The organism is uncultured Zhongshania sp. (genome assembly GCF_963975605.1).
Lineage (GTDB): Bacteria > Pseudomonadota > Gammaproteobacteria > Pseudomonadales > Spongiibacteraceae > Spongiibacter > Spongiibacter aquimaris.
In genome coordinates this window covers 142,255-164,093 of sequence record NZ_CAXBHN010000006.1, presented here as the reverse complement: position 1 = coordinate 164,093, position 21,839 = coordinate 142,255, and the positions used below count along the sequence as shown (strand labels likewise).

18 protein-coding genes are annotated in these 21,839 nt (G+C 49.7%); 7 read left to right on the top strand and 11 right to left on the bottom strand.

The window, feature by feature from the left end; translation table 11 throughout:
• The first annotated feature begins 314 nt into the window (after positions 1-314).
• The gene (queD, locus tag AAC007_RS08100) at positions 315-671 is read left to right on the top strand and encodes a 6-carboxytetrahydropterin synthase QueD (RefSeq protein ID WP_339675853.1); all 357 of its coding nucleotides are present in this window, start codon (positions 315-317) and stop codon (positions 669-671) included.
• A 618-nt stretch (positions 672-1,289) separates the two neighbouring features.
• Positions 1,290-2,732 (top strand): porin, encoded by a 1,443-nt coding sequence (locus AAC007_RS08095; protein WP_339675851.1) that lies wholly within the window; start codon positions 1,290-1,292, stop codon positions 2,730-2,732.
• 98 nt (positions 2,733-2,830) lie between these two features.
• Here AAC007_RS08095 and AAC007_RS08090 read toward each other — a convergent pair whose 3' ends face one another.
• Positions 2,831-4,468, bottom strand: coding sequence for a SulP family inorganic anion transporter (locus AAC007_RS08090; protein WP_339675849.1), 1,638 nt, complete (start codon positions 4,466-4,468; stop codon positions 2,831-2,833).
• Positions 4,465-5,133, bottom strand: a complete 669-nt coding sequence (locus AAC007_RS08085; protein WP_295871247.1) for a carbonic anhydrase — start codon at positions 5,131-5,133, stop codon at positions 4,465-4,467. The genes AAC007_RS08090 and AAC007_RS08085 overlap by 4 nt, the downstream gene beginning before the upstream one ends.
• A gap of 119 nt (positions 5,134-5,252) precedes the next feature.
• On the opposite strand from AAC007_RS08085, the gene AAC007_RS08080 reads away from it, so the two are divergent.
• A complete protein-coding gene (locus AAC007_RS08080) occupies positions 5,253-6,194 on the top strand; it encodes a hydrogen peroxide-inducible genes activator (RefSeq protein ID WP_295871244.1) in 942 nt (313 codons plus the stop codon).
• Here AAC007_RS08080 and AAC007_RS08075 read toward each other — a convergent pair.
• The 7 genes from AAC007_RS08075 to AAC007_RS08045 all read right to left on the bottom strand — a co-directional run bounded on the left by AAC007_RS08075 (position 6,191) and on the right by AAC007_RS08045 (position 13,587).
• The gene (locus AAC007_RS08075; protein WP_339675845.1) at positions 6,191-8,362 is read right to left on the bottom strand and encodes a PQQ-dependent dehydrogenase, methanol/ethanol family; all 2,172 of its coding nucleotides are present in this window, start codon (positions 8,360-8,362) and stop codon (positions 6,191-6,193) included. The two genes, AAC007_RS08080 and AAC007_RS08075, sit on opposite strands and share 4 nt — an antisense overlap.
• A gap of 61 nt (positions 8,363-8,423) precedes the next feature.
• Complete coding sequence (locus AAC007_RS08070; RefSeq protein WP_339675844.1) at positions 8,424-9,005, bottom strand: lysophospholipid acyltransferase family protein; 582 nt, start codon at positions 9,003-9,005, stop codon at positions 8,424-8,426.
• Positions 9,006-9,134: 129 nt separating this feature from the next.
• Entirely contained in the window at positions 9,135-9,965 is an 831-nt protein-coding gene (locus AAC007_RS08065; protein ID WP_339675842.1) for a crotonase/enoyl-CoA hydratase family protein, read from the bottom strand.
• 2 nt (positions 9,966-9,967) lie between these two features.
• A complete protein-coding gene (locus AAC007_RS08060; protein ID WP_339675839.1) occupies positions 9,968-10,525 on the bottom strand; it encodes a nitroreductase in 558 nt (185 codons plus the stop codon).
• Positions 10,525-11,043, bottom strand: coding sequence for an SRPBCC family protein (locus AAC007_RS08055; RefSeq protein WP_339675837.1), 519 nt, complete (start codon positions 11,041-11,043; stop codon positions 10,525-10,527). Before AAC007_RS08055 ends, AAC007_RS08060 begins: the two co-directional genes overlap by 1 nt.
• Before the next feature lie 120 nt (positions 11,044-11,163).
• A complete protein-coding gene (locus AAC007_RS08050; RefSeq protein WP_339675834.1) occupies positions 11,164-11,580 on the bottom strand; it encodes a PilZ domain-containing protein in 417 nt (138 codons plus the stop codon).
• A 129-nt stretch (positions 11,581-11,709) separates the two neighbouring features.
• Positions 11,710-13,587, bottom strand: coding sequence for a beta-ketoacyl synthase (locus AAC007_RS08045; RefSeq protein WP_339675833.1), 1,878 nt, complete (start codon positions 13,585-13,587; stop codon positions 11,710-11,712).
• 104 nt (positions 13,588-13,691) lie between these two features.
• Here AAC007_RS08045 and AAC007_RS08040 point away from each other — a divergent pair, with 104 nt between their 5' ends.
• From AAC007_RS08040 to AAC007_RS08025, 4 genes are all read left to right on the top strand, one after another.
• A complete protein-coding gene (locus AAC007_RS08040) occupies positions 13,692-14,681 on the top strand; it encodes a helix-turn-helix domain-containing protein (protein ID WP_295871224.1) in 990 nt (329 codons plus the stop codon).
• 156 nt (positions 14,682-14,837) lie between these two features.
• Positions 14,838-16,016, top strand: coding sequence for a thiolase family protein (locus AAC007_RS08035; protein ID WP_339675831.1), 1,179 nt, complete (start codon positions 14,838-14,840; stop codon positions 16,014-16,016).
• A 144-nt stretch (positions 16,017-16,160) separates the two neighbouring features.
• Positions 16,161-16,994, top strand: a complete 834-nt coding sequence (locus AAC007_RS08030; protein WP_339675830.1) for a S1-like domain-containing RNA-binding protein — start codon at positions 16,161-16,163, stop codon at positions 16,992-16,994.
• Between the two features lie 45 nt (positions 16,995-17,039).
• On the top strand, positions 17,040-17,456 hold the full coding sequence (locus AAC007_RS08025) for a hypothetical protein (RefSeq protein ID WP_339675828.1): 417 nt from the start codon (positions 17,040-17,042) through the stop codon (positions 17,454-17,456).
• Between the two features lie 26 nt (positions 17,457-17,482).
• Here the strand turns inward: AAC007_RS08025 and AAC007_RS08020 are convergent, their stop codons facing one another.
• Entirely contained in the window at positions 17,483-20,599 is a 3,117-nt protein-coding gene (locus AAC007_RS08020; RefSeq protein WP_339675826.1) for a multidrug efflux RND transporter permease subunit, read from the bottom strand.
• Positions 20,596-21,825: an efflux RND transporter periplasmic adaptor subunit gene (locus AAC007_RS08015; RefSeq protein WP_339675824.1), complete on the bottom strand. Its 1,230-nt coding sequence runs from the start codon at positions 21,823-21,825 to the stop codon at positions 20,596-20,598. Before AAC007_RS08015 ends, AAC007_RS08020 begins: the two co-directional genes overlap by 4 nt.
• Between the last annotated feature and the right edge of the window lie 14 nt (positions 21,826-21,839).

Here is a 21,839-nt window from a genome sequence, read left to right as displayed (position 1 = left end):
AACCGCCGACCCTCTGCTTGTAAGGCAGATGCTCTCCCAGCTGAGCTAATCACCCTCTCAATCGAGTGAGGCGCATTCTACAGTAATCGCTTTCGGTGTCAAATACTGGACGCTGTTTTTTTACATTTTCTTTGTAAAAAAGCTATAACACTGATTTTGTTCATTTTTTATCCAAACCCCCCCCCCTAACTAGACCCAACAAATCAATGAATTAAGGCGCGCTGTACAGCGTCGCCAGAGCTGATTACCATTAGCGCCAATCTTGAATCAGATTCCCTGCACGCCCTTTTGATCGTTAAAACTGAGACTGACACGTGGAAATTTACAAAGAGTTCACCTTTGAAGCCGCACACCGGCTTCCCAATGTCCCCCAAGGTCACAAATGCGCCCGACTTCACGGACACAGCTTCCTGGTGAGAATCGTTATCGAAGGTGATATCGATCCCCACACTGGCTGGCTCATGGACTTTTCTGAGGTAAAGAAAGTGTTCGCACCTATCTACGATCAACTAGACCACAATTACTTGAATGACATAAAGGGGCTCGAAAACCCAACGAGCGAGAATATTGCAATCTGGATTTGGAACCAACTCAAACCACGGCTAAGCGCACTAAGTCGGGTCGAAATTAGAGAAACATGCACCAGCGGGTGTGTTTACAAGGGCGAGTGATTTTCAATTGCCGCACCGTTTTTGACCAAGCCGCCGCGAATACCCAACAATAAGTGAAAATACGTAACAGGTAACAATATTTAAGCCTTGACGTAACACTTATTCACAGTTAGGGAGCAAGTAACCAAAATACAGAGCTTAAGACCACAACATCATTAACGACATGCAAAATCATTCATAACATATTGTTTTAATTATATTTTTTAAAAATGACTATTTTTTGAACAATTTGTTAAAGTCCCGATTAGCCCTCTCTCTCCTGCCACAACATACAAGTTACCCACCAAGTTATCCACAGATACTGTGGACAAGATTGTGGCCCAATAACAGTAGCGAGACGTTACTACAAGAACTTTTTTTCCTTAAATTTATCGGCAGATGGCTTGCAATTTTCCTTTCCTATTACACACAACCCTTAGTTTGCCAACTCATGCCGCATGGGCTTCACATCCTAAATAAGCAGCTAGCCACAAAATCAGAAATGTAATAATTCCGTCACAAAAAAACATGTGTGTCATATTTCTGTAATATAAATATCGCAGAATTGCGACCACAATCACTACAAAGCTACCGGCACGACACCTTTGCTTATCGCAGACACTGCTGAACGAGGACGCAATGACAAAATCTATCGCTAATTCACTAGGTGAATTGAAGAACACACAAAAACACTCCCGCGCGCAAATACTTGCCATGTTTTGTCTATTCGCGACTAGTGTCAGCACTAACGCAGCCCCGTCCAGCCAACTAAATCTGTACGTCGACCGCGAGACAAAACAGGTATTTACCGAACCCGGTACCAACAGGGTCAAACTGGGTACATTCGAGCCAGCCAGCGAAGAACTCACCCAATCAGATAACAACCAAGCGCCCACCAAACTCGAGGTAGGCAACAAAGGCTTAGTAGTTACGTCAGGTAATGGCGACTTTGCCATCAGCCTAGGTGGGCGCATACATGCAGACAGCACAACTCATTTGAATGACGAGCTGCAAAAGCGCAGTAATGGCGACCCGGTTGAAGCCGTATCTGGCACAGAGCTTCGCCGCGCGCGATTGGCATTGAAGGGCAGGTTCAATAGAGATTTCACTTACACCATTGAAGGAGACTGGGGCGGCAACAGCGTCTCTATGAAAGACGTTTTGATGACCTACCATGCCAACCCTAAACTCGAAATCACCGTTGGCAACCAGAAGCATGCGGTAAGCATGGAGGTACAAGAAAGCTCCAATGACATTATGTTCAATGAGCGCTCGCTGCTTACTGCACTGACATTGCCACATTTCGACCGTGCGATGGGCGTAAATGTAAAAACGATGGGACAAAACTGGTCATTTCAAAGCGGAGTATATGGCGATGCAATATCAGCCAGTGGCGACGGTGCTGACGAAGGCGGCGGTTTCGGCGCCAGAGGAACCTTCGCGCCCATTAACGAAGCTGGAAAATTACTCCACATCGGCGCCAACGTTGGCCTGCGCAAAGCTAACGACAATAACAATTTGAGCAATAGCAAAACGCCGCGCCTGCGCTATGAAACCACCAATATGTCAGACTTTTACCTCAGCGATACCGGCAGCATTGCTGGCTTTGAGGAAATACAACTATCCGGGCTTGAGCTCGCCGCCATGCGAGGCCGCTTCTCAGCGCAGGCAGAATGGGGACAAGCAAACATCAAGCGCGACAGCGGATCAGACTTACGGTTCGATGCCCACTACCTGCAACTTGGCTGGACATTAACGGGGGAAGCCCGCAACTATAAAGGCTCAGACGGTGAGTTCAAAATGCTGAAGCCCCGCAATAATTTTGACCTGTCTCAAAACCACTGGGGCGCGTGGGAGCTGGCCTTGCGACTCGACGAGTTAAATCTAAAAGATGAAGAAATTGAAGGTGGCAGCCAGCAGCGAATTAGCCTCAATCTAAACTGGTATCTCAACGCCAATCTGCGCATTCTATTTGGTTACAGCCGCGCCTACGATGTAGATGCTGGCCCACTGATTCAGCCTAATGGCGGCGAAGCGGACAATGTAGATGTAATTTCTCTACGCACACAGATGGCACTATAAAAAAAGCGGCCTCGCGGCCGCCTTTAAATCACTTTCATTTCAAACTATGCACGACAACAGCAACGGGTGGATAAACTCCACCCAAGCGCACTGCATCCTTACATAGCGACAGCGCCGAGTACCGTCCCCGCGCGGTTATCATTTGCCTTAATCGCAGACTGCGCGGCCTCTAACGCGTCTAAACGCGTAGCATAAACACCGTTACCTGGCATACCCTTATTCATCCCAGTCAGAATCTTTTGCACAGCAGCATTCATTCCAGCTAAGTACAGCAGCTTACCGCTGCTAGCGGCATCGCTAGCAATGGTCTCTACGGCCAAAACCGCGGACACATCAAGGAAGGGAACACTAGAGAAATCAAGTATTAGCACTCTTGAGCCAACCTCACTGTGCTCTCGCACATGATGACCTAGGTCAGCTGCCGCGCCAAAGCTCAGCGGGCCACTAAACTCAAACAGTGCGACTCGATCTCCGCACTCCGCCAAACACGCCTTCTCCACTTCGGAATCAAGATGTTCAGGCATATTTTTAAGGCTGGCAATCTGTAGCTGCCCCACTTGCTTCACAAATGCTAAGGCGGCCAATACCACGCCTGCGGCAACCGCGGTAATCAGATCAACAAATACTGTGAGCGATAATACCAACACCATTAAAGCAAGATCCCAGCGCGGACCATGATTAGCGCGTTTGATATAGCTCCAGTCGATTATGTCTAAACCCACCTTCACCAGAATACCCGCTAGCACAGCTAGAGGAATATTCGAGGCGAGCGGCCCCAAGCCAAGCACAATGGTTAGCAGCAGCAGCGCGTGAACCATACCTGAAACCCGAGTCTTGCCACCGGAACGAATATTTACCACGGTGCGCATTGTTGCACCTGCACCCGCGATACCACCAATCAATCCAGCAACTGTATTACCAATACCCTGACCAATAAGTTCGCGGTTACTGTCATGTCGTTGACGGGTCATATTGTCGGCGACCAATGAGGTCAGCAAACTGTCAATTGAACCCAACACCGCCAAAATAAACGCGGCCTCCATGATCAAAAGCGCCTTACTTTGCTCGAAGACCGGCCAGTGCAAGCTTGGCAGCCCTGACGGAATATCACCTAATACGGGAACATCGAATAAGAAAAATGCCGCCAATGTGCCGATAATTAAAGCGGCGAGTGGACCCGGCAAATATTTCCCTATCCGAGTTGGCCAAAAGAACACCAGCGCTAAAGTACCCAAACCCAGTGCAAGATTGGCAAAATTGATATCCATTATCGCATTCGGCAACTTCGCCATTGCACCTAGCGGATCCCCTGGCGAATCGTGCCCCAACAGCGGCCCCATTTGCAGGATAATAATAATGGCGCCGATACCCGTCATGAAGCCTGAAATGACAGGATAAGGAACTAGGCGAATATATTGCCCAACACCGAGGAAGCCAAACACAATTTGCAGCACCCCGGCCAACATAACGGTAGTAAATATCAGCGCAACGTCACCTGATAGGCTAGCGAACAAACCCGCTAGCACCACGACCATTGGCCCAGTTGGACCAGAGATTTGCGACGCTGTACCGCCAAACAAGGCCGCAAAAAAACCAACCGCAATAGCGCCATAGATACCCGCCATTGGCCCCAATCCAGACGCGACACCCAGCGCCAAGGCCAGCGGCAGAGCCACCACCCCCGCTGTTATACCACCTGTGATATCACCAGCTATGGTGTCTCGATTAAATGTCATACGGCCGCTCCCTGCTTGGCAGCTAACTGACCATCAATCAAATGACTGTAGGCGGAGTCCATTAATTCAAACTGCTTCCGCTCTTCGTTGTAACACTCAACCTCACCGCTGGCGATATTATAAATCCAGCCGTGTAGGCGAACTTTTCCACTTGCGAGCTTTGCCGCTACAGCAGCGTGGGTGCGCAAATGCTGTAGCTGAAGGAGAACGTTTTCTTTGGAGACTTCGTCTAAATGGCATTTATCGATATGGCCGTGTCGCTCTTTTACAACCTCGCGGGCTGCCCGACAATGCCCTAGCCACTCTTTGACGTGCGGGAGATCGTCTAGAGCGCCTGGATCTATCGCGCCCTTCATCGCGCCGCAGTCACTGTGCCCACACACCACAATATGCGATACCCCAAGTGCCGCAACAGCAAACTCGATTGATGCCGTCATACCGCCGGTTTGATTGCTGTGAGGCGGCACCACATTGCCGGCATTACGGCAGATGAACAAGTCCCCAGGTTGGGTTTGCGTCAGCATGCCAGGGTCAATACGCGAGTCGGCACAAGTGATAAACAATACTTCAGGATTTTGACCATTCGCCAATTTGCGAAATGCAGCCTCCTTGCCTGGATACACCTCGTTTTGAAACTTAGTAACACCTTGAATAAGTTCTTCCACAACCACATCCTCGTTAATAAACAATCTGGATTCAATTTCGAGCTGATTATCCTTTGATAGTTTAATAACAAGGTATAGTATTTGCTGATATCATTAAGTTATCAGAAAAAGGCGCGATCATGGCATCAAAAATAAGCTCCCCCAGCATAAAGCAGCTAAATTATTTTGTTGCAGTAGCCAAGCATGCGAGCTATCGGCGTGCCGCCGAAGAACTGAGAATGAGCCAGCCGGCCCTCACAAACCAGATAGCGATCCTTGAATCCACGCTCAATACTCAGCTTTTTGAGCGCTCCAGAGCGGGGACATTGCTTTCACCTAGCGGCAGAGATTTACTCGACGCCGCGCGGCAGGTGTTACTCAGTATGAAAGAGTTTGAAGACATGGCCGCAGCCAAAATCGACGGGCATCAAACAACCTATCGCCTTGGCGTGCCACCAACCGTTGGCCCTTATTTACTGCCCCATGTGCTACCAGATCTGCATGATCTCCACGTAAACTTAAAACTATACGTTCGCGAAGCCACCCACAGGGAATTGCAAAAAGATTTATTAGATGGGGTTTACGACTTAGCTATTGTTCCACTGCCGCTGACAATACCCCAACTTGCGATGACTCCATTATTCATCGAGCCACTAAAATTTGTCGTCCCGATAAACCACCCACTCTCCGGACAGAAGAGCATTACACCAAGTAAATTACGGGGGGAGAAAATACTAACCCTCGAAGAAAAACATCATTTTCATTTACAGGTGCAAGAGATATGTGAACGTTGGGGCGCCGATCTTCAGCGCGACTACGAAGGCACTAGCTTAGATACATTAAGGCAAATGGTCGTTATGGGAATGGGCGTAGCCTTCTTACCGGGATTATATGTGCACTCCGAAATGCACAACCCGGAAGCGCTCTATGTATGCGAGCTTCGCAATATACCGATTTTGCGAAAGCACGCCTTGGTGTGGCGGGCCAATTCGCCGAATCGGGTTTTTTACAGAGAATTGGCCGCCGACCTTCGCACAATCATTAACAATCGATTGCGCGATGTTATCGTCGCAACGCGTTAGCTAAAACTCATCGCAAAACCAAGCAATTTTGCGACAATACCGTAAAACCAAGTTTTAATAGAAATCAACCAACTTGGCTGTGCACGGCTTTCTTTGTCGACATTGGCCTGCTCTAGAATATACGCGTGCAATGCAAACGCATCCTCTTCTGTCAAAACCTCAGAGAAGCCAACCATACCCGCCTTTTTCATGACCCCATCCAATACAATCGCATTGAAATTATCGTGAAACGCTTTCGGCAAATGACGTAGATCTGGTATCGCACCATTGGAAATCACTTCGGTGCCATGACAGGCACTGCAATAACCGTAATAAAGCGTTCGACCTTTTTCTAAAATCTGCGCGTCGTCAGTCAAACGTGCTGGTGGCTCGTGTCTTTGCTTAAGTGGGTTCGCCGGCAATGCTGGCGCTGTACCACCTAATTTAAAAGTAAGTACCCGGCTTGGTGGTGGAGCAACTTCCTGTTCCAGACCCGCTATCAAACCAAATGCACCGCCCCAACCCGCCAAAATAGTCACATACTGCTCACCATCGACAGTGTAGGTTACGGGGGGTGCCATTACGCCGGTATTGGCTTCAAACGACCAAAGCTCTTCACCGTTGTCGGCACGAAATGCCAGTACTTCGCCCTCGGCCGAGCCTTGAAATATCAAACCGCCCGCGGTTGCCAGCAAACCACCATTCCACGTTAATTTATGCGGAACTTCCCAAACCGCCTTTTGGGTTGCTGGGTCCCAAGCCAATAAAGCTCCCTGAGTAATTTTGCTAGTGAGTAGCTGGGCTAAAATAGGGTCGGCAACCGACTGCTGCTGCATGTAAATGCCTAAATTCCATTGCCCCCACTCATATAAATACTCATCAACCGCTTTATATTCGAACAAACTATTAATCACGGGAATATAAACCAAACCCGTTTGCGGACTGTAAGCCATCGCCTGCCAGTTATGAGCCCCCATGGACGAAGGTCTTATCAACTGCGAGTCCGTTAAATAACGGGCATTTTCAGTTTCGACCGGACGTCCTGTTTCCAAATCATAGTGGCTTGCCCAATTCACATCGGAATACGGTTCTGCAGAAAGTAATTTGCCATTTTCTCGGTCGAGAATAAAAAAGAAGCCGTTTTTCGGTGCGTGCCAAATAACCTTGCGCAGTTCACCTTTGATGTCCATATCCGCCAACATGATATGTTGGCTCGCGGTGTAGTCCCAGGACTCGGCAGGGGTTTCCTGATAATGCCAAATGTATTCGCCGCTATCAGGATTTAAGGCAACAATAGAAGACAAATATAAATTATCTCCGCCCTCTGGGCTGCGGATTTTTGCATTCCACGGAGAACCGTTACCTACACCGATATACAACTGATCTAATTCGTTATCGTAAACAATTGAATCCCAAACCGTGCCACCACCGCCATTCTCCCACCACTTGCCAGTCCATGTTTCTGCGGCGGCTTTCATAGCGTCATTTTCAAATCCGTCTGCTGGATTGGCAGGTACGGTGTAAAAGCGCCAAAGTTGCTCTCCAGTATTCACATCGTAGGCACTTACATAGCCACGCACGCCATACTCTGCGCCACCGTTACCTATAAAGACTTTACCCTTAGCCACACGCGGCGCGCCGGTAATAGTGTAAGGGTAGGATTTCAAATCAGCGGTTTCTACTTCCCACACTTTTTCGCCACTCGCGGCGTCTAAGGCTATCAAGCGCGCATCAAGGGTTCCGAAGATTATCTTACCCTCGTATGCCGCCACACCGCGATTTACTACATCACAACAGGCCATTTTCGCCCATTCTTTCGGAACTTTTGGATCATATTTCCAGAGTAATTCACCACTGCGTGCGTCGAGTGCGTACACCACACTCCAATTACCGGTTAAATATAAAACGCCATCAATAACAATCGGGGTAGCTTCTAGACCGCGGTTAAAATCTGTATCGAAAGACCATGCCAAACTTAAGTCAGCGACATTGCCAACATTAATTTTATCAAGTTCGCTGTAGCGCTGTTCTTTGTAATCTTTGCCATAAGACAACCAATTATCTGGCGAATTAGCGATAATACTTTCGGTATTAACTGTCACCGAAGTGTCCGCGAAGACAAATAACGAATGGAATATTGCGGCAACACAGAGTACCGACGACACAATATTTCTACTCAGTTTTAACATGGTAATTTCCCGCATTTTTTATTTAATTTTTTAACATTTATATTTCGATCAAAAACCAGATTTAAGCCAGCTCGGGGTTAAACCCGACCTTATCTCTATAAAACGACTTTATTTCGATAATATCTTTTTCGTAGTCGCCCGTCGGATAAAATGCCTTTGCAATACCCGTCGTTCGGGTCTTGGTATCAAGAAATCCCAAATAGATCGGCACACCGGCACCAACCGCAATGTGATAGAAGCCCGCCTTCCAATTTTCAACCTTGCTACGAGTGCCCTCAGGCGCAATCAAGACCATTAACTCATCGCGAGCAGCATACTCCGCCACCATTTGATCAACCGTATTGTGTGCCGTCCGGCGGTCAATACCGATACCACCCAGCCAGCGCATGACCACCCCGAGAATCCCCTTGGGAAACAAGGTGTGCTTGCCCACCCAGTGCGGGTCTAAACCTAACACAAAGGCAACTACCATCATGGTTGGGAAATCCCAGTTACTGGTGTGCGGCGCCGCAATCAGCACGTATTTTTTCTCAACGGGCTTTACACCTACAATTCGCCACCTGATCAAGTAAGTAAGCGTTTTAAATATCACACGGAAAAAGCCGCTCACTAGAGGCGTGCTAAAAATAGTACGGGTTTGCATGAGTCGCGGTCGCTCAACATAGACAGAGGGCGAATCCGTCGCTGTATTTATTTTGGTTACAGGGAGTTTACCAACTAGCAGGGCCAGTACAAGCACCCTGCTGTTCGGCGGAGGGAAATTAAACGATTCTTAATCTTTAAAGTCTGCGGTCTTGCCTTCGCTGGTCGCTGTAATGGCTTGCATCACGTCTTCAAAGCTGAGCATGCCACCATTCCATGTGGCCTGATAATCAAGAGCGTCAGACACACTATGATCGCGGCTATATAACAGCATTTGCTTGCTGCCACGGATCGCCAACGGGGATTTACGGGCAATGTCCTGCGCCAGAGCGGATACGCATTCGATCATTTCTTCATAGTTGTCAAAACGACGATTCACTAAGCCAATTCGTTCGGCTTCGGTCGCGTCGACATTGCGACCAGTGTAGGCCAGTTCGCGCATCACACCAGCAGGAATGATATGCGGCAGGCGCTGCAACGTGCCGACATCAGCAACCATACCAATGTCGATTTCTTTAATTGAGAATTTGACGCCATCGCTGCAATAGCGCATATCACACGCGCTGATAATATCGACACCACCACCCACACAACTACCTTGTATGGCCGCCAGCACTGGCTTGCGGCAGCGCTCAATAGCCGTCAAATTACCCTGCAAACGCAAAATAACAGCTCTAAACCATTCAACAAAGCGCGACTTCTCCATGCCCTCAGCAGATTGCGCCAATCCAGCAAACATGGATAAATCAATTCCTGCACAAAAGTGTTTACCTTCACCACACAACACCACGGCGCGGACGAGGGGCTCTTGATCCAACCACTCAAAACACGCTTGAATCTCATCCCACATGGCTTCATTCATTGCGTTTGCCTTATCTGGACGATTCAAGGCAACCCATGCAACGTGTTCTTCCATTCGCACTTTTAAGGTGGTGTAACTCGGCGGAACGACACTGTTCATTATTATCTCCACTCTTTCATAAAATCAGTCGGCAGCATTTCAGGTAAAGGCTTGGCTGATCCCTCACGTGTCCCCATGTACAAAAAGCCGGAAATCTCTTCGTGGCTCTCCAGCCCCAGCCCCTTGTGAACGACGGGATCAAATGCATTTTCGCCCGTCCGCCAGATGGCAGCATAGCCCAGGGCTTCGGCTGCGAGCAATGCACCGTGAGCGGCACAGCCGGCCGACAACTGTTGTTCGATAACCGGCACTTTGGGGTGGTCTTTGATACAGGCAATCACCACCAAAATCAGTGGCGCACGCAAAGGCTGCAGTCGAAAGCGCTGGCAATCAGCTTCACTTAATTCCCTATTGCGTTGCATAGCGGCAGTGGCAAACAGCTCACCCAAGGCGCTCAAAGACTCCCCTCTCACCACTAAGAATCGCCAGGGACGAAGACGACTGTGATCTGGTGCGCGGCTAGCCGCTGCAAAGATCTCTTCCAAGTCTTCATCCTTTGGCCCAGGCGCACACAGTTTTGCCGCAGAGTTACGAGTCTTAAGTAATGTTAAGGCATCCATCAGGCGGCTTGCCTTGCGTTAATCCGCAGTTGCTTCAACTGCTCTGGCTTCACCGGTTCTCCAGTTTCATAAAACTGCTTCATGCTAATTGCCACGTCGCGAATAACACCACGAAATGTTTTATGTAATAGCCGCGAGTGTAAAAACCGGCCCAATGCGCCCCAGCGCATGTCAAACATTAAACTCGTAGTCAGCGCGGTACAGTTATGCCCGGCATCGTCAAGACGGTAGCGAAATGCCGCATTGGCAAATGGCGGCGGCGCGCCTTTTTCGCCGCGATGAAGCCGAATTAGAAAGCCGTGGCCCTCATTCCACTCAACGATAGTCTCATCCATGCCCTTGCCAGACGACTGAAAGACTCGCCGGCTTGCACCAGGCCCCTCAGCCTTCTCTGTTGTAATTTCCGTGCGGGTAATTCCAGGTACATAGTTATGGGCAAGTGATAAATCTTTGAGCAAACTCCAAGCCTGCTCCCTCGGCATATTTATCACGACTCGCGCAGCCGCCTCATGTTTCATTGTCCATTTCCTCTGGGCAAAAAAAATCCCCCGAACTTGCGGGGGACCTATTCAACCATGAATTTAATTAGCTGTCTCGACTTGATAAACATCTAGCCACAGTGCAAGCCTTCCATGAACTTAAGAAAATCGTCGGTCAAAATCAGCTGCGTAGCTCTCTATCCACTCAACGGCGGCATCTTCGGGCTCGAGCACTCGTCCTTCCAACTCCTTAACTTCGCGCCGGTAGTTTTCGATTTGACAGACTTGCTCAACCATACGCGTGCGGTAGGCATCTTGCTCAGTCTCGAATTCAACGCCTAGGCGATAACTCGCGCACAATGGGCGGCACCACACCACATGACCTCGGCCAGCGGGTTCGTCTGACAGCGACGGCACATAAAAATTAATCTTGCTGCCAACATCAATTTTACTGGCAACGTCAAAAGATAACCCAGCAACGCTAAGGTCTCGCAGACAGCCACGACGGGAGCCAGCTTCCCCGGACACCTTCACGGCGACAGGAAACTCACTGGAATGGCGTATAAACTCCCGCATACCTCCTCCCATTTGACTCTGTTAAGAATACGGTAATCTAAAGAGAGTAAGCCACACACCCTGGGCTTAACCTATCCGTATTTACCACTGCTTTGCAGTACAACCAAGAAATGAGCTATGCGCGGCCACTTACTCCTTAGACTCCAGCCAATCCGCATACGGTGACTCAAACTCCAACGCGACTTTTTCGGCCCAGCCTTTAATGCCAATTCCGGCACGACTTAGCTCAAGATCGCCACCATCAAGTACATTTTCGCCAAACTGGTACTTAACGCTGAACCCCGTTTCACAGGCCGCATCATCATAAGCAGCCGCTTTTGCCTGCACTTCCTCGCGCCGCCCCAAATAAGACTGCCACACTTGATTGCCGTGGCGTCCCTTGAGCATTTTCTCACTCAACATGGGTGACAGCAGCGCAACGCTAGCATTATTGCCGCCGAACCCCTTGGCATTAAGGATGGCGACATCAAAACTATCAGGCTCAAACCCCATGTGCTCCTTTTGCAGACGTAAATGACTCTGATGAACATCATCTGCAATATGATCGATGGTTGCGATACCCGGTAATATATTGTCGTGCCAAATCCCTAGACTCGCGATAAGTTGGTCCCCCGATGCTGCACCAACGCTATGACCGATATAAGCTTTGATCGCCGCCACCGGCCAATTCTCAATGCCAAATATTTTAGCGGTCTCATTCAAAATATGTGATTCAGTGACGCGATTCTGCGGCGTGCTGGTACCGTGGGACTGAACAAAGCTGCGGGTCTTTATTGCCTTATCACCAATAATGCCGGCGGCGGCTGCAACTGCCTTTGCCATGGTTAAATAATTGCCGATGCCTGGTGAGGATATTGATTTTTTATATCCGTCAGCATTGGTAAATACATCGGCTACAGAGCCATGAATTTGTGCGCCGAGCTGCAAAGCCAGCTCGTCATCGAACAGCACAATAAACTGTGAAGACTCAGAAATAGTAAAACCGCAATTACTGCTAAAAGGGCGACTAGCGCGGCGATAATCCGGCTCTGTTAAGCCTTTTTCAGCATCTAGCTTTAGCAGCTCGGCATCAGATGCCAGGGCACCCATTGTGTAGTAGCCATCGATAACCCGCGGATCAACACCGGATTCGGCTACGCCAACGACAGCCACTTTAACGAGACCATTGCGAATATCGTTAACCGCTTGACGCAGGTTGTAAAAGAAGGTCGCGCAGGCTCCCAAGCTTGGCCCACTGGTACCAACATTACCTAAGACATAGGCGCTCACAAAATCGGCCGGCATATCAGCCAAACCCAAAGCAAGCTGCTTAGAGCTCACCCGGCCACCGTTGGCGCGTGCACCTAACAGGCCACCGAAACCATTATCATCCAACTGTGCCATTGCCGAGCTCGCGTACACCCCCATTTGATCTGGGCGAATACTGTCCATCACCGTCTGCCACTCTATCCCCATGGATTTTAGAGCGTCAGATGCACCACAAATGGCCATTTGCAAACCACGGGGATGATTTCGCGAACCGTAAAGACTGGCGGGATCAAAACCAGTAGGTAGTTGACCAGCGGATGATACTTCGATTTTACGCGTGGTTGGCAACAACATATTGCAGCCATCGCTTACGCTTACAGACACTTTGCCGTCGCCTAATTCTGTGACTTGCCAGCCGCTGGGCAAGCTGTCCGGCAAATCTCGGGCACGGGTCACAAACTGCAACACGCCCTCCGCGCCAGATAGTGCCATACGCTTATTCCACGCGACATGCTCAGTATCAAAAATATTACCTTCGATCTTGCGGATTAAGGTATGGTCGCGCATGTACTGACGCTGTGCTTCCCAATCGATTTGATCACTCGGGACGCCCATTATCGCGGCCAAACTTTGGTAGGTCCGCCTCGCCTTATCATCAGGTAATGCATCAACCACCATTCGGCGGTAGCCGTGATGAAATGAACTACGACCGGCAGCATTCACCCCGCCAAAACCCACGATAACTGGTAACTTACTCACACTAATTCCTTACCGACAGCACAATATAATAGAACGCTAGTCTATCGATGTTAGGCACTTTGAAATAGAATATAACCGCCAATAGATGAGATGATTACGCCAACATGAAGCAAGTTGCCCTGCTCGCCTTTAACGACGCACTCGCCACCAGCATCAGTCTACCCAGTGAACTGCTGACAGCGGCAAACAGCGTGTCGCGGCTAGATAGTCGCAAAGCTATCATCAGCTCCGAGTTTGTTGGCCTTAACCGACAGCCAATAAGCGTTTCCGGTGGCATGGAAATGCTACCCAGTACCGACATCAATAACGGCAAAGAATACGATTTGATCATCATTCCCAGTCGCTGGCGTCACCCGCATCGCGGCGCGCCCACGCAACCCGATGTGCAACGATGGCTGCGCAGCCACGAAGCCCGTGGTGCAGAAATTTGCGCGGTGGGTAACGGCAGCTATTTCCTCGCTGAGGCGGGTTTATTAGATGGCCGTGTCGCCACCACCCACTGGCATTATTTCGACGATTTTGCCGCCCGCTACCCCAATGTAGCTTTGCATCGCGATTATCTGATTACCCAAGCCGACAATATTTTTTGTACCGGTAGCGTCAATTCCGCAGCCGATCTGGTCATTCATCTCATTGACCGTTACTGGGGCGCATCGATTGCCAGCCGTGTCGCCCAGCAATTTTCACCGGAAAGTCGACGGCCCTTCTCTCGCAATAGCTATCGCGTCAATCGCAATGACTTACACCGCGACGAAACCATCGCATTGGCGCAAAATTGGTTGGCGCGTTATATCGCCAACCCGCTTAATATTCCCGAATTAGCAAGACAAAGCGGCCTCAGTGAACGCAGTTTTCACCGCCGCTTCCGGCAAGTTACCGGCCTACCACCTTTACAATATTTACAGAAGTTACGCATAGAGCTAGCTCAAGATTTACTACAAAATAGCAACTTGAGCGTCGAAGAAGTGGGGCAACAGTGTGGCTATAGCGACGCCAGCTATTTTTGTCGTTTATTTAAACTACACAGCAGCACCAGCCCTGGTGAGTATCGCCGTGCCGTGCGCCGAAAACTCTTTGAAGTGAACAAATCGTGATACCCGCTATTCCTCAGCGAAATGCCGCCAAGCCTTGAAAATGAGGGCTTAGCGTGGCTAAATGTGCCGCCTCTAAAAATTCCTTCTTCTTAAAATCGACGCCTGAAGATCGCTTTATTTTGCATCTCGGCGGCAAACCAACAGGGAAATCATCCTATGTCTGACTCCGTATATATTGTTTCCGGTGCCCGCACCCCCATGGGCGGCATGCTCGGTTCGTTAAGCTCTCTAACCGCGGTAGAACTCGGCACAACAGCCATTGCCGAGGCGGTTAAGCGCGCCAATATTGATGCAGGCAAAATCGAAGACGTCATCATGGGCTGCGTATTGCCCGCGGGCTTAAAGCAAGGCCCAGCGCGTCAAGCCGCCATCGCCGCGGGAATTCCAAAATCCACCGGTGCCGTTACCGTCAACAAGCTATGTGGCTCAGGTATGCAAACCACCATTTACGCCCACGACCAAATTAAAGCGGGTAGCTGCGACATCATCGTCGCCGGCGGCATGGAAAGCATGACCAATGCGCCACATATTGTATTGAACGCCCGCAAAGGCGTTGGCACCGGCGCCAAAGGCTTTGAAGACCATATGTTCTTTGACGGTTTACAAGATGCCTACTCGGGCCGAATGATGGGCAGTTTTGCGCAGCAAACCGCCGACGACAATGAATTTACCCGTGAGCAAATGGACGCTTACGCAATTGAGTCGCTAAACCGCGCCTGCGCCGCGATTAAAAATGGCTCACTGAAAGCAGAAACAGCACCGGTAACGGTTAGCTCGCGCAGCGGCGAAACTATCGTCACTGACGACGAACAACCGCTCAAAGCGTCCATTGAAAAAATTCCGACCTTGCGCCCCGCCTTCGCGAAAGACGGTACCATCACTGCAGCAAATGCCAGCTCAATCTCTGATGGCGCATCAGCAATGGTCTTAATGAGCGAGAAAGCGCTCAAGGAAACCGGCGCGACACCTATGGCACGCATCGTAGCCCACACTCGCCAATCTTTAGAGCCAGCGCTCTTCACCACCGCGCCAGTGGGAGCAATGCAAAAACTATTGGCAAAAACGGGCTGGAGCAAAGACGACGTCGACCTTTGGGAAATAAATGAAGCCTTTGCCATGGTAACCATGTTGGCAATTCGCGACTTGGAGCTCGACCATGCCAAAGTTAACGTACACGGCGGCGCATGTGCACAAGGCCACCCCGTTGGTTCAACCGGCGCTCGTATCATCATCAGCCTGATGTACGCACTGAAGCAATACGGTAAAAAACGCGGTATCGCCTCACTTTGCATTGGCGGTGGTGAAGCCCTTGCGGTAGCGATTGAACTCGTCTAATTAGCAAGCCCTCACGCGGCCAGTGTTTTTCTGGCCACGCTTTGCAATACCCCTCTTATTTTGTCAGCCATATTTTCGCTCATAGCTGCGCCAGCTAGCGTATAATCCCACTATATTTTTTTATCCCCGCATGAGGACTACCCCATGACCGCGATCGGTCGCACTAGCCGCTTTAAAATTAGCCGTCACACCCCAGCAGGGTTTTATTTAGACGGTGGCAAGCTAGGGGATATTTTCTTAAGCCGGAAAAATGCACCGGAAAACTGCGAGCTAGGCGATGAGCTAAACGTATTTATTCATCACCACAGCGATGGCAGCTTAATCGCCACCACCAAAACACCCCTTGGACAACTCGGCGATGTGATATTGCTTAAGGTGTCGCAAGTGAACGATACCGGTGCCTTTCTAGACTGGGGTTTAGAAAAAGAATTGCTCATGCCCTATGCGGAACATATGGGTGAGGTCATTGCTGGCAAAAACGTACTGGTCAAAATCTACCTCGATAAAAGTTATCGCATTGTTGCCTCAATGAAGCTTGACGAATTTATTGAAGACACCGCGCCACATCTTCAACGCGGGCAATCTTTCAAGGTCACCGTCGGCAACAAAACTGAACTGGGCTACAAGGCAGTGATAGAAAACCAATATTGGGGTTTACTTTACGACAGCGACCTGGTTCGCCCACTACGCCGCGGAGAAATCTTAACCGCCTATGTTAAAAAAGTCCGCGATGACGGTCGCATCGACCTAAGCATGCAGCCCATTACGGCGGTAACTAACAATGACATTGCCAGTAATATCATCGCTCAACTAGAAGCCAACAACGGCTTTCTAGACGTGGGAGACAAAAGTCCGCCAGAGGAAATTTACGCCCAATTTGGCGTCAGTAAGAAAATTTTTAAACAAGCTATTGGTCGTCTTTACAAGCAACAACGTATAGCGATCGAAGATGGTGGGATTCGACTAGCGAAAGCTTAAATTTCGTCCTGCCTGTACACAATAATCAGAGCGAGAAACCACGACATGGATGCACTGACATTTTTGAAGGAGCAATACAGTCCGCTAAGGTTGGCGGTTATAGATAGCGACGGTTTTCCAATAGTATGTTCGCTTTGGTATATCGTCGACGGTGAGCAAATTCTTTGTGCGAGCCATGCATCTGCAAAAATCATCCGCGTTTTAAAAAACAATCCACACTGCGCCTTCGACGTGTCTGTCAATAATTTGCCGTATTGCGGCGTAAGAGGCAAGGCCATTGCCACTCTCGCAAAAGACAGCAATGGACTGGTACTGACTAAGCTGATCGATCGCTATGTCGGGGATTCACAGCCCAGCTTGAAGAAATGGTTATTGAGCAGAAGTGCTGATGAATATGTCATCAAACTTGAAACGAAGACCTTATCAAGCTGGGATTACGGAGATAGAATGCAGGGCAGCTAGACCGCCCTGCAAGAATTACCCTTACATCATTTACTGCGTTTTACTTTCTCGCCGAGCGTCGCAAGCAAGACATAAAACAGCGGCACAAATACCGTCGCCAAAAAGGTCGCCAGCAACATGCCGCCGATCACGCCGGTACCTAGTGATATGCGACTAGCAGCGCCCGCACCACTGGACAAAGCCAAAGGTAAGCAGCCCAAGGTAAATGCCAGTGAAGTCATCACGATGGGGCGGAAGCGCAATCTAATTGCCTCAACGGCCGAATCCGCAATAGTCATTCCCTGTCGCTGTTTTTGCATGGCAAATTCAACTATCAATATGGCATTTTTACTCGCCAAACCGATCAAACAGACCAGGCCGATCTGGAAATAAATGTCATTTTCCAAGCCTCGCATCCACGTTGCCAATATGGCGCCCAACAACGCAAACGGCACAGCCAAAATAACCGCAGCGGGAATTATCCAGCGCTCGTACTGGGCCGCCAGAATCAAAAACACCATCAACACCGCTAATACAAAAGCTTGACTACCGGAACCACTAGACGCCTTTTCCTGATATGAGCTGCCCACCCACCCCAAATCAAAATCGGGACCCAAGGCTTCGGCCGCAACTCGCTCTAATACAGCTAAAGCGTCACCAGAACTATAACCTTCCGCCGGGCTACCCATCACTTTCGCGGCGGAAAAACCATTAAAGCGACTAACCGTGTCAGGTCCGACAATACGCTCAACCTGCAGCAGCGAGCGCAGTGGCACTAAACTGCCCGAGTCTGCCCGCACAAAGACCTTCCCTAAATCATCCGGTGAGGTTCTAAAGTCCTCTTCTGACTGAAGGTTTACCTGGAAGCTGCGGCCATACAAGGTGAAATCATTGACGTATAAGCTGCCGAACGTCGCCTGCATTGTGCTGAACACATCCGCCACTGGCACGCCCAAGCTCAAGGCTTTCTCACGATCGAGCGTCAGTCGGTATTGGGGTGTATTAATATCGAAGGTAGTGTTTACACCAACCAATTCAGGCTGTTTATTCGCTAAAGCCAGAAAGGCTTGCAGCTGCTTGTCCATTTCAATGAAGTCACTGCTACCGCGATTTTGCACATAAAATTCAAAGCCCCCCGTACTGCTCAAACCAAGAATCGGCGGTGGATTAAAGGCGAACATTTGACCATCTAATAGATCGTCGCCGAGCCTGGGTAAACTTTTGGCCATCCCATCTGAGCTCTGCCTTGCCTCCAGGCGCTCGTCCCAATCTTTTAGCATAATAAATGACACGCCGGCATTGGTCTTTTGTGCCGACGCCAGTAAATCAAAGCCGGAGAAAGTTATCAGGCTGCGCACTTCATCCTGCTCTAGAATGCGCGTGTTCATGACATCCGTCACCGCCATGGTCCGCGACAAAGAGGCGGCTGGTGGCGTCTTATACGCCATCATGATGTAACCTTGATCTTCGCTCGGCACTAAACTGCTTGGCACAATACTGAACAAATACCACAGCCCCAACATCAAACCGGCAAACACACTTAAACCGATGCGACGGCGCTCTATAATCGCCCTGGTGACGTTCACATAGCCGTTGCGAAGCACAGCAAACCAGCGATTAAACCCACCCAGAAAGCCGGTACTAGCCGGCGCGTGCACCTTGCTTTTTAACAGCATTGAGCACAGCGCAGGCGTCAAGGTTAACGCCACAATTCCCGACAGAATAACGGAAACGGAAATGGCCACAGCAAACTGGCGGTACATCTCTCCAGTTAAACCATCCATAAAGATAACCGGTAAGAACACCGCACACAGGACCAGAACAATAGCTACTAATGGTCCAGAGACTTCTTCCATGGCCCGCTTAACCGCCGTGTCGGCGTCTACGTGCTGCTCTTCCATTATTCGCTCGACATTTTCGATCACGATAATAGCGTCGTCGACAACGATACCGATAGCGAGTATCAAGCCAAACAGCGTCAATAAATTAATGGAAAAACCGACAATATAAAGCCCGGCAAATGTACCAATGATTGACACTGGAATCGCCAGCAGGGGAATAATAGTTGCGCGTATGTTTTGCAAGAAAATAAACATGACTAGTACAACCAGTACCAGCGCCTCTAAGAATGTAATAATGACTTCTTTAATCGAATGCTCTACGAAGACCGTTGTGTCAAATGCCAAAGTTAACTCAATTCCCGGAGGTAACTTTGCTCGCACATGCTCTAACACCTCTTGAGCCTGCTTCGCCGTTTCTAAAGCGTTAGCGCCGGGCTGCAAATACATCGCCACCGGCACAGCGGGCTGGCCATTAAATGCACCTTGGAATGCGTAGTCCTTTGCGCCCAGCTCGACACGAGCAACATCTCCCAAATGCAAGGTGGCACCTGAATTATCTGTACGCAAAATAATATCTTCAAATTCGGATACCGTTGCTAAACGCCCCTGAGTCGTGACCGTATAGGTGAACGGCGTATCTTGAACCAGAGGTTCAGCTGCAAACTTTCCCGCCGCAAAATTCGCATTTTGCTCCCGCACCGCTTGCGCCACATCCGCTGGTGTTAGGGCAAACTCTGCGAGGCGATCTGGCTGCAGCCAAATCCGCATCGAGTAATCTTTTGCACCCATTAAGCGAGCGTCACCAATACCAGGTAAACGACGCAGTTCGTCAACAATATTTAGCAGAGCGTAGTTACTTAGATAGATTGAATCGTACTGCGGATAATCCGATGTCAGCGCGTAAATCATCAGAATATTTGAAGAGCGCTTACTGACTTGAATACCCAATCGCTTTACCGCTTCCGGCAAGCGATTTTCCGCTACCGCAACGCGGTTACTCACGTTGATTGCAGCTTGATCCGGATCCGTTCCTGTCGCAAATACCACGCTGATACTTACCGAGCCAGAGGCCGACGCTTGCGTAGACATATACAACATACCGTCAACGCCGTTTATTTGCTGCTCTAGCGGTGCGGCTACGGTCTCAGCAATTGTCTCCGCATTGGCGCCCGGATAGTTAGCTGAAACGACAATTTCTGGCGGCAAAAACTCCGGGTATAAAGAAATGGGCAGACGACTCATTGCTGTCGCACCACCAAGTAAAATCATAAGGGATATAACTATTGATAGTACCGGGCGCTCAATAAAGAAACGTGCGCTCACTCCGCCTCCCCCGCCACCGCAGACGCGTCCGCTCGCGGGGAATCTGGCTTACCAGAATCTATTACTACCGCCTCGCTCGGTATCGGGTCCGCCGCAGGAACCTCAAGCTCGTTGGGCGAAAGAGCTGCGCCGGGTTGAACTCGCGAGACACCATCGACCACAATAAGATCACCGGCATCAATACCTGACTCAATAATGACGCCGTCTTCTGCGTCCATACCTAAGGTAACGCTGAGCATTTCTGCCTGATTGTCACTACCCACTTTATAGACGTATGTCCCCTGTGCGCCCTGTAATACTGCGCGTGCAGGTAACACTATCGAATTAAGGCTTATTAAACCATGCAACTTAACGCGTAAAAACTGTCCGGGTAATAAGGTGCCATCAGGGTTAGGAATAATGGCGCGCAACTGCACCGTTCCCGTTCTGCGATCAATGGCACTTTCGGTGAAATTTACCTGGCCGTAATACGGATACGTCTCACCTTGACCAACAAGGACTTCTACTTCCCGCTTGCCTTCAAATGCCGCTTCGCCTCGATCAATCATTTGCCGTACGCCTAGCACTAATTTATCCGGCAATGACACGTTAATCCAAAGCGGGTCAAGCTGGGTTATAGTCGTTAATAAGCTATTTTCTGGACCGACCAAACTACCTTCTGAAACGGCCTCGCGACTGGTGATTCCCGCGATTGGCGCTTTCACCTGGGTGTAATCAAGATTAATTTTTGCCGCCTGCACTTCTGCTTCAGCCAGCTTTACCGCAGCCTTAGCAAAATCCAGATCGGATTCAGTATCGTCGCGTTCACGACGGCTAATGGCATTGGTTTTAATCAACTCCTGCGCACGCTGCCAGCGACGCTCAGCGGCTGATAAACTAGCATTCGCTTGAGCCAGTTGCGCTTTCACGCGGTTCAATGCCACCACAAACGGCGCGGCGTCAATCTCGAATAACAGCTGCCCAGCCGCGACGGCCTGTCCCTCGGTATACGCGCGGCGTAATAAAATACCTTCGACACGCGCCCGAATTTGCACTTCCTTAGAACCCACGGTCCGCCCAGGGTAAAGCCCGCCAATCGGCACCGAGTGCTCAACCGCGCGAAGCACATTCACCTGAATGGGAGGAAGAACTTGCTGAGCGGGATTCTCTTTACTACAAGCAACAAGAGCAAAGAGCGTAAAAGATGAAAGTAGGACGGCAATAAAACGGGACGAAAAAGAAAGCACTAGCAAACGCCTCA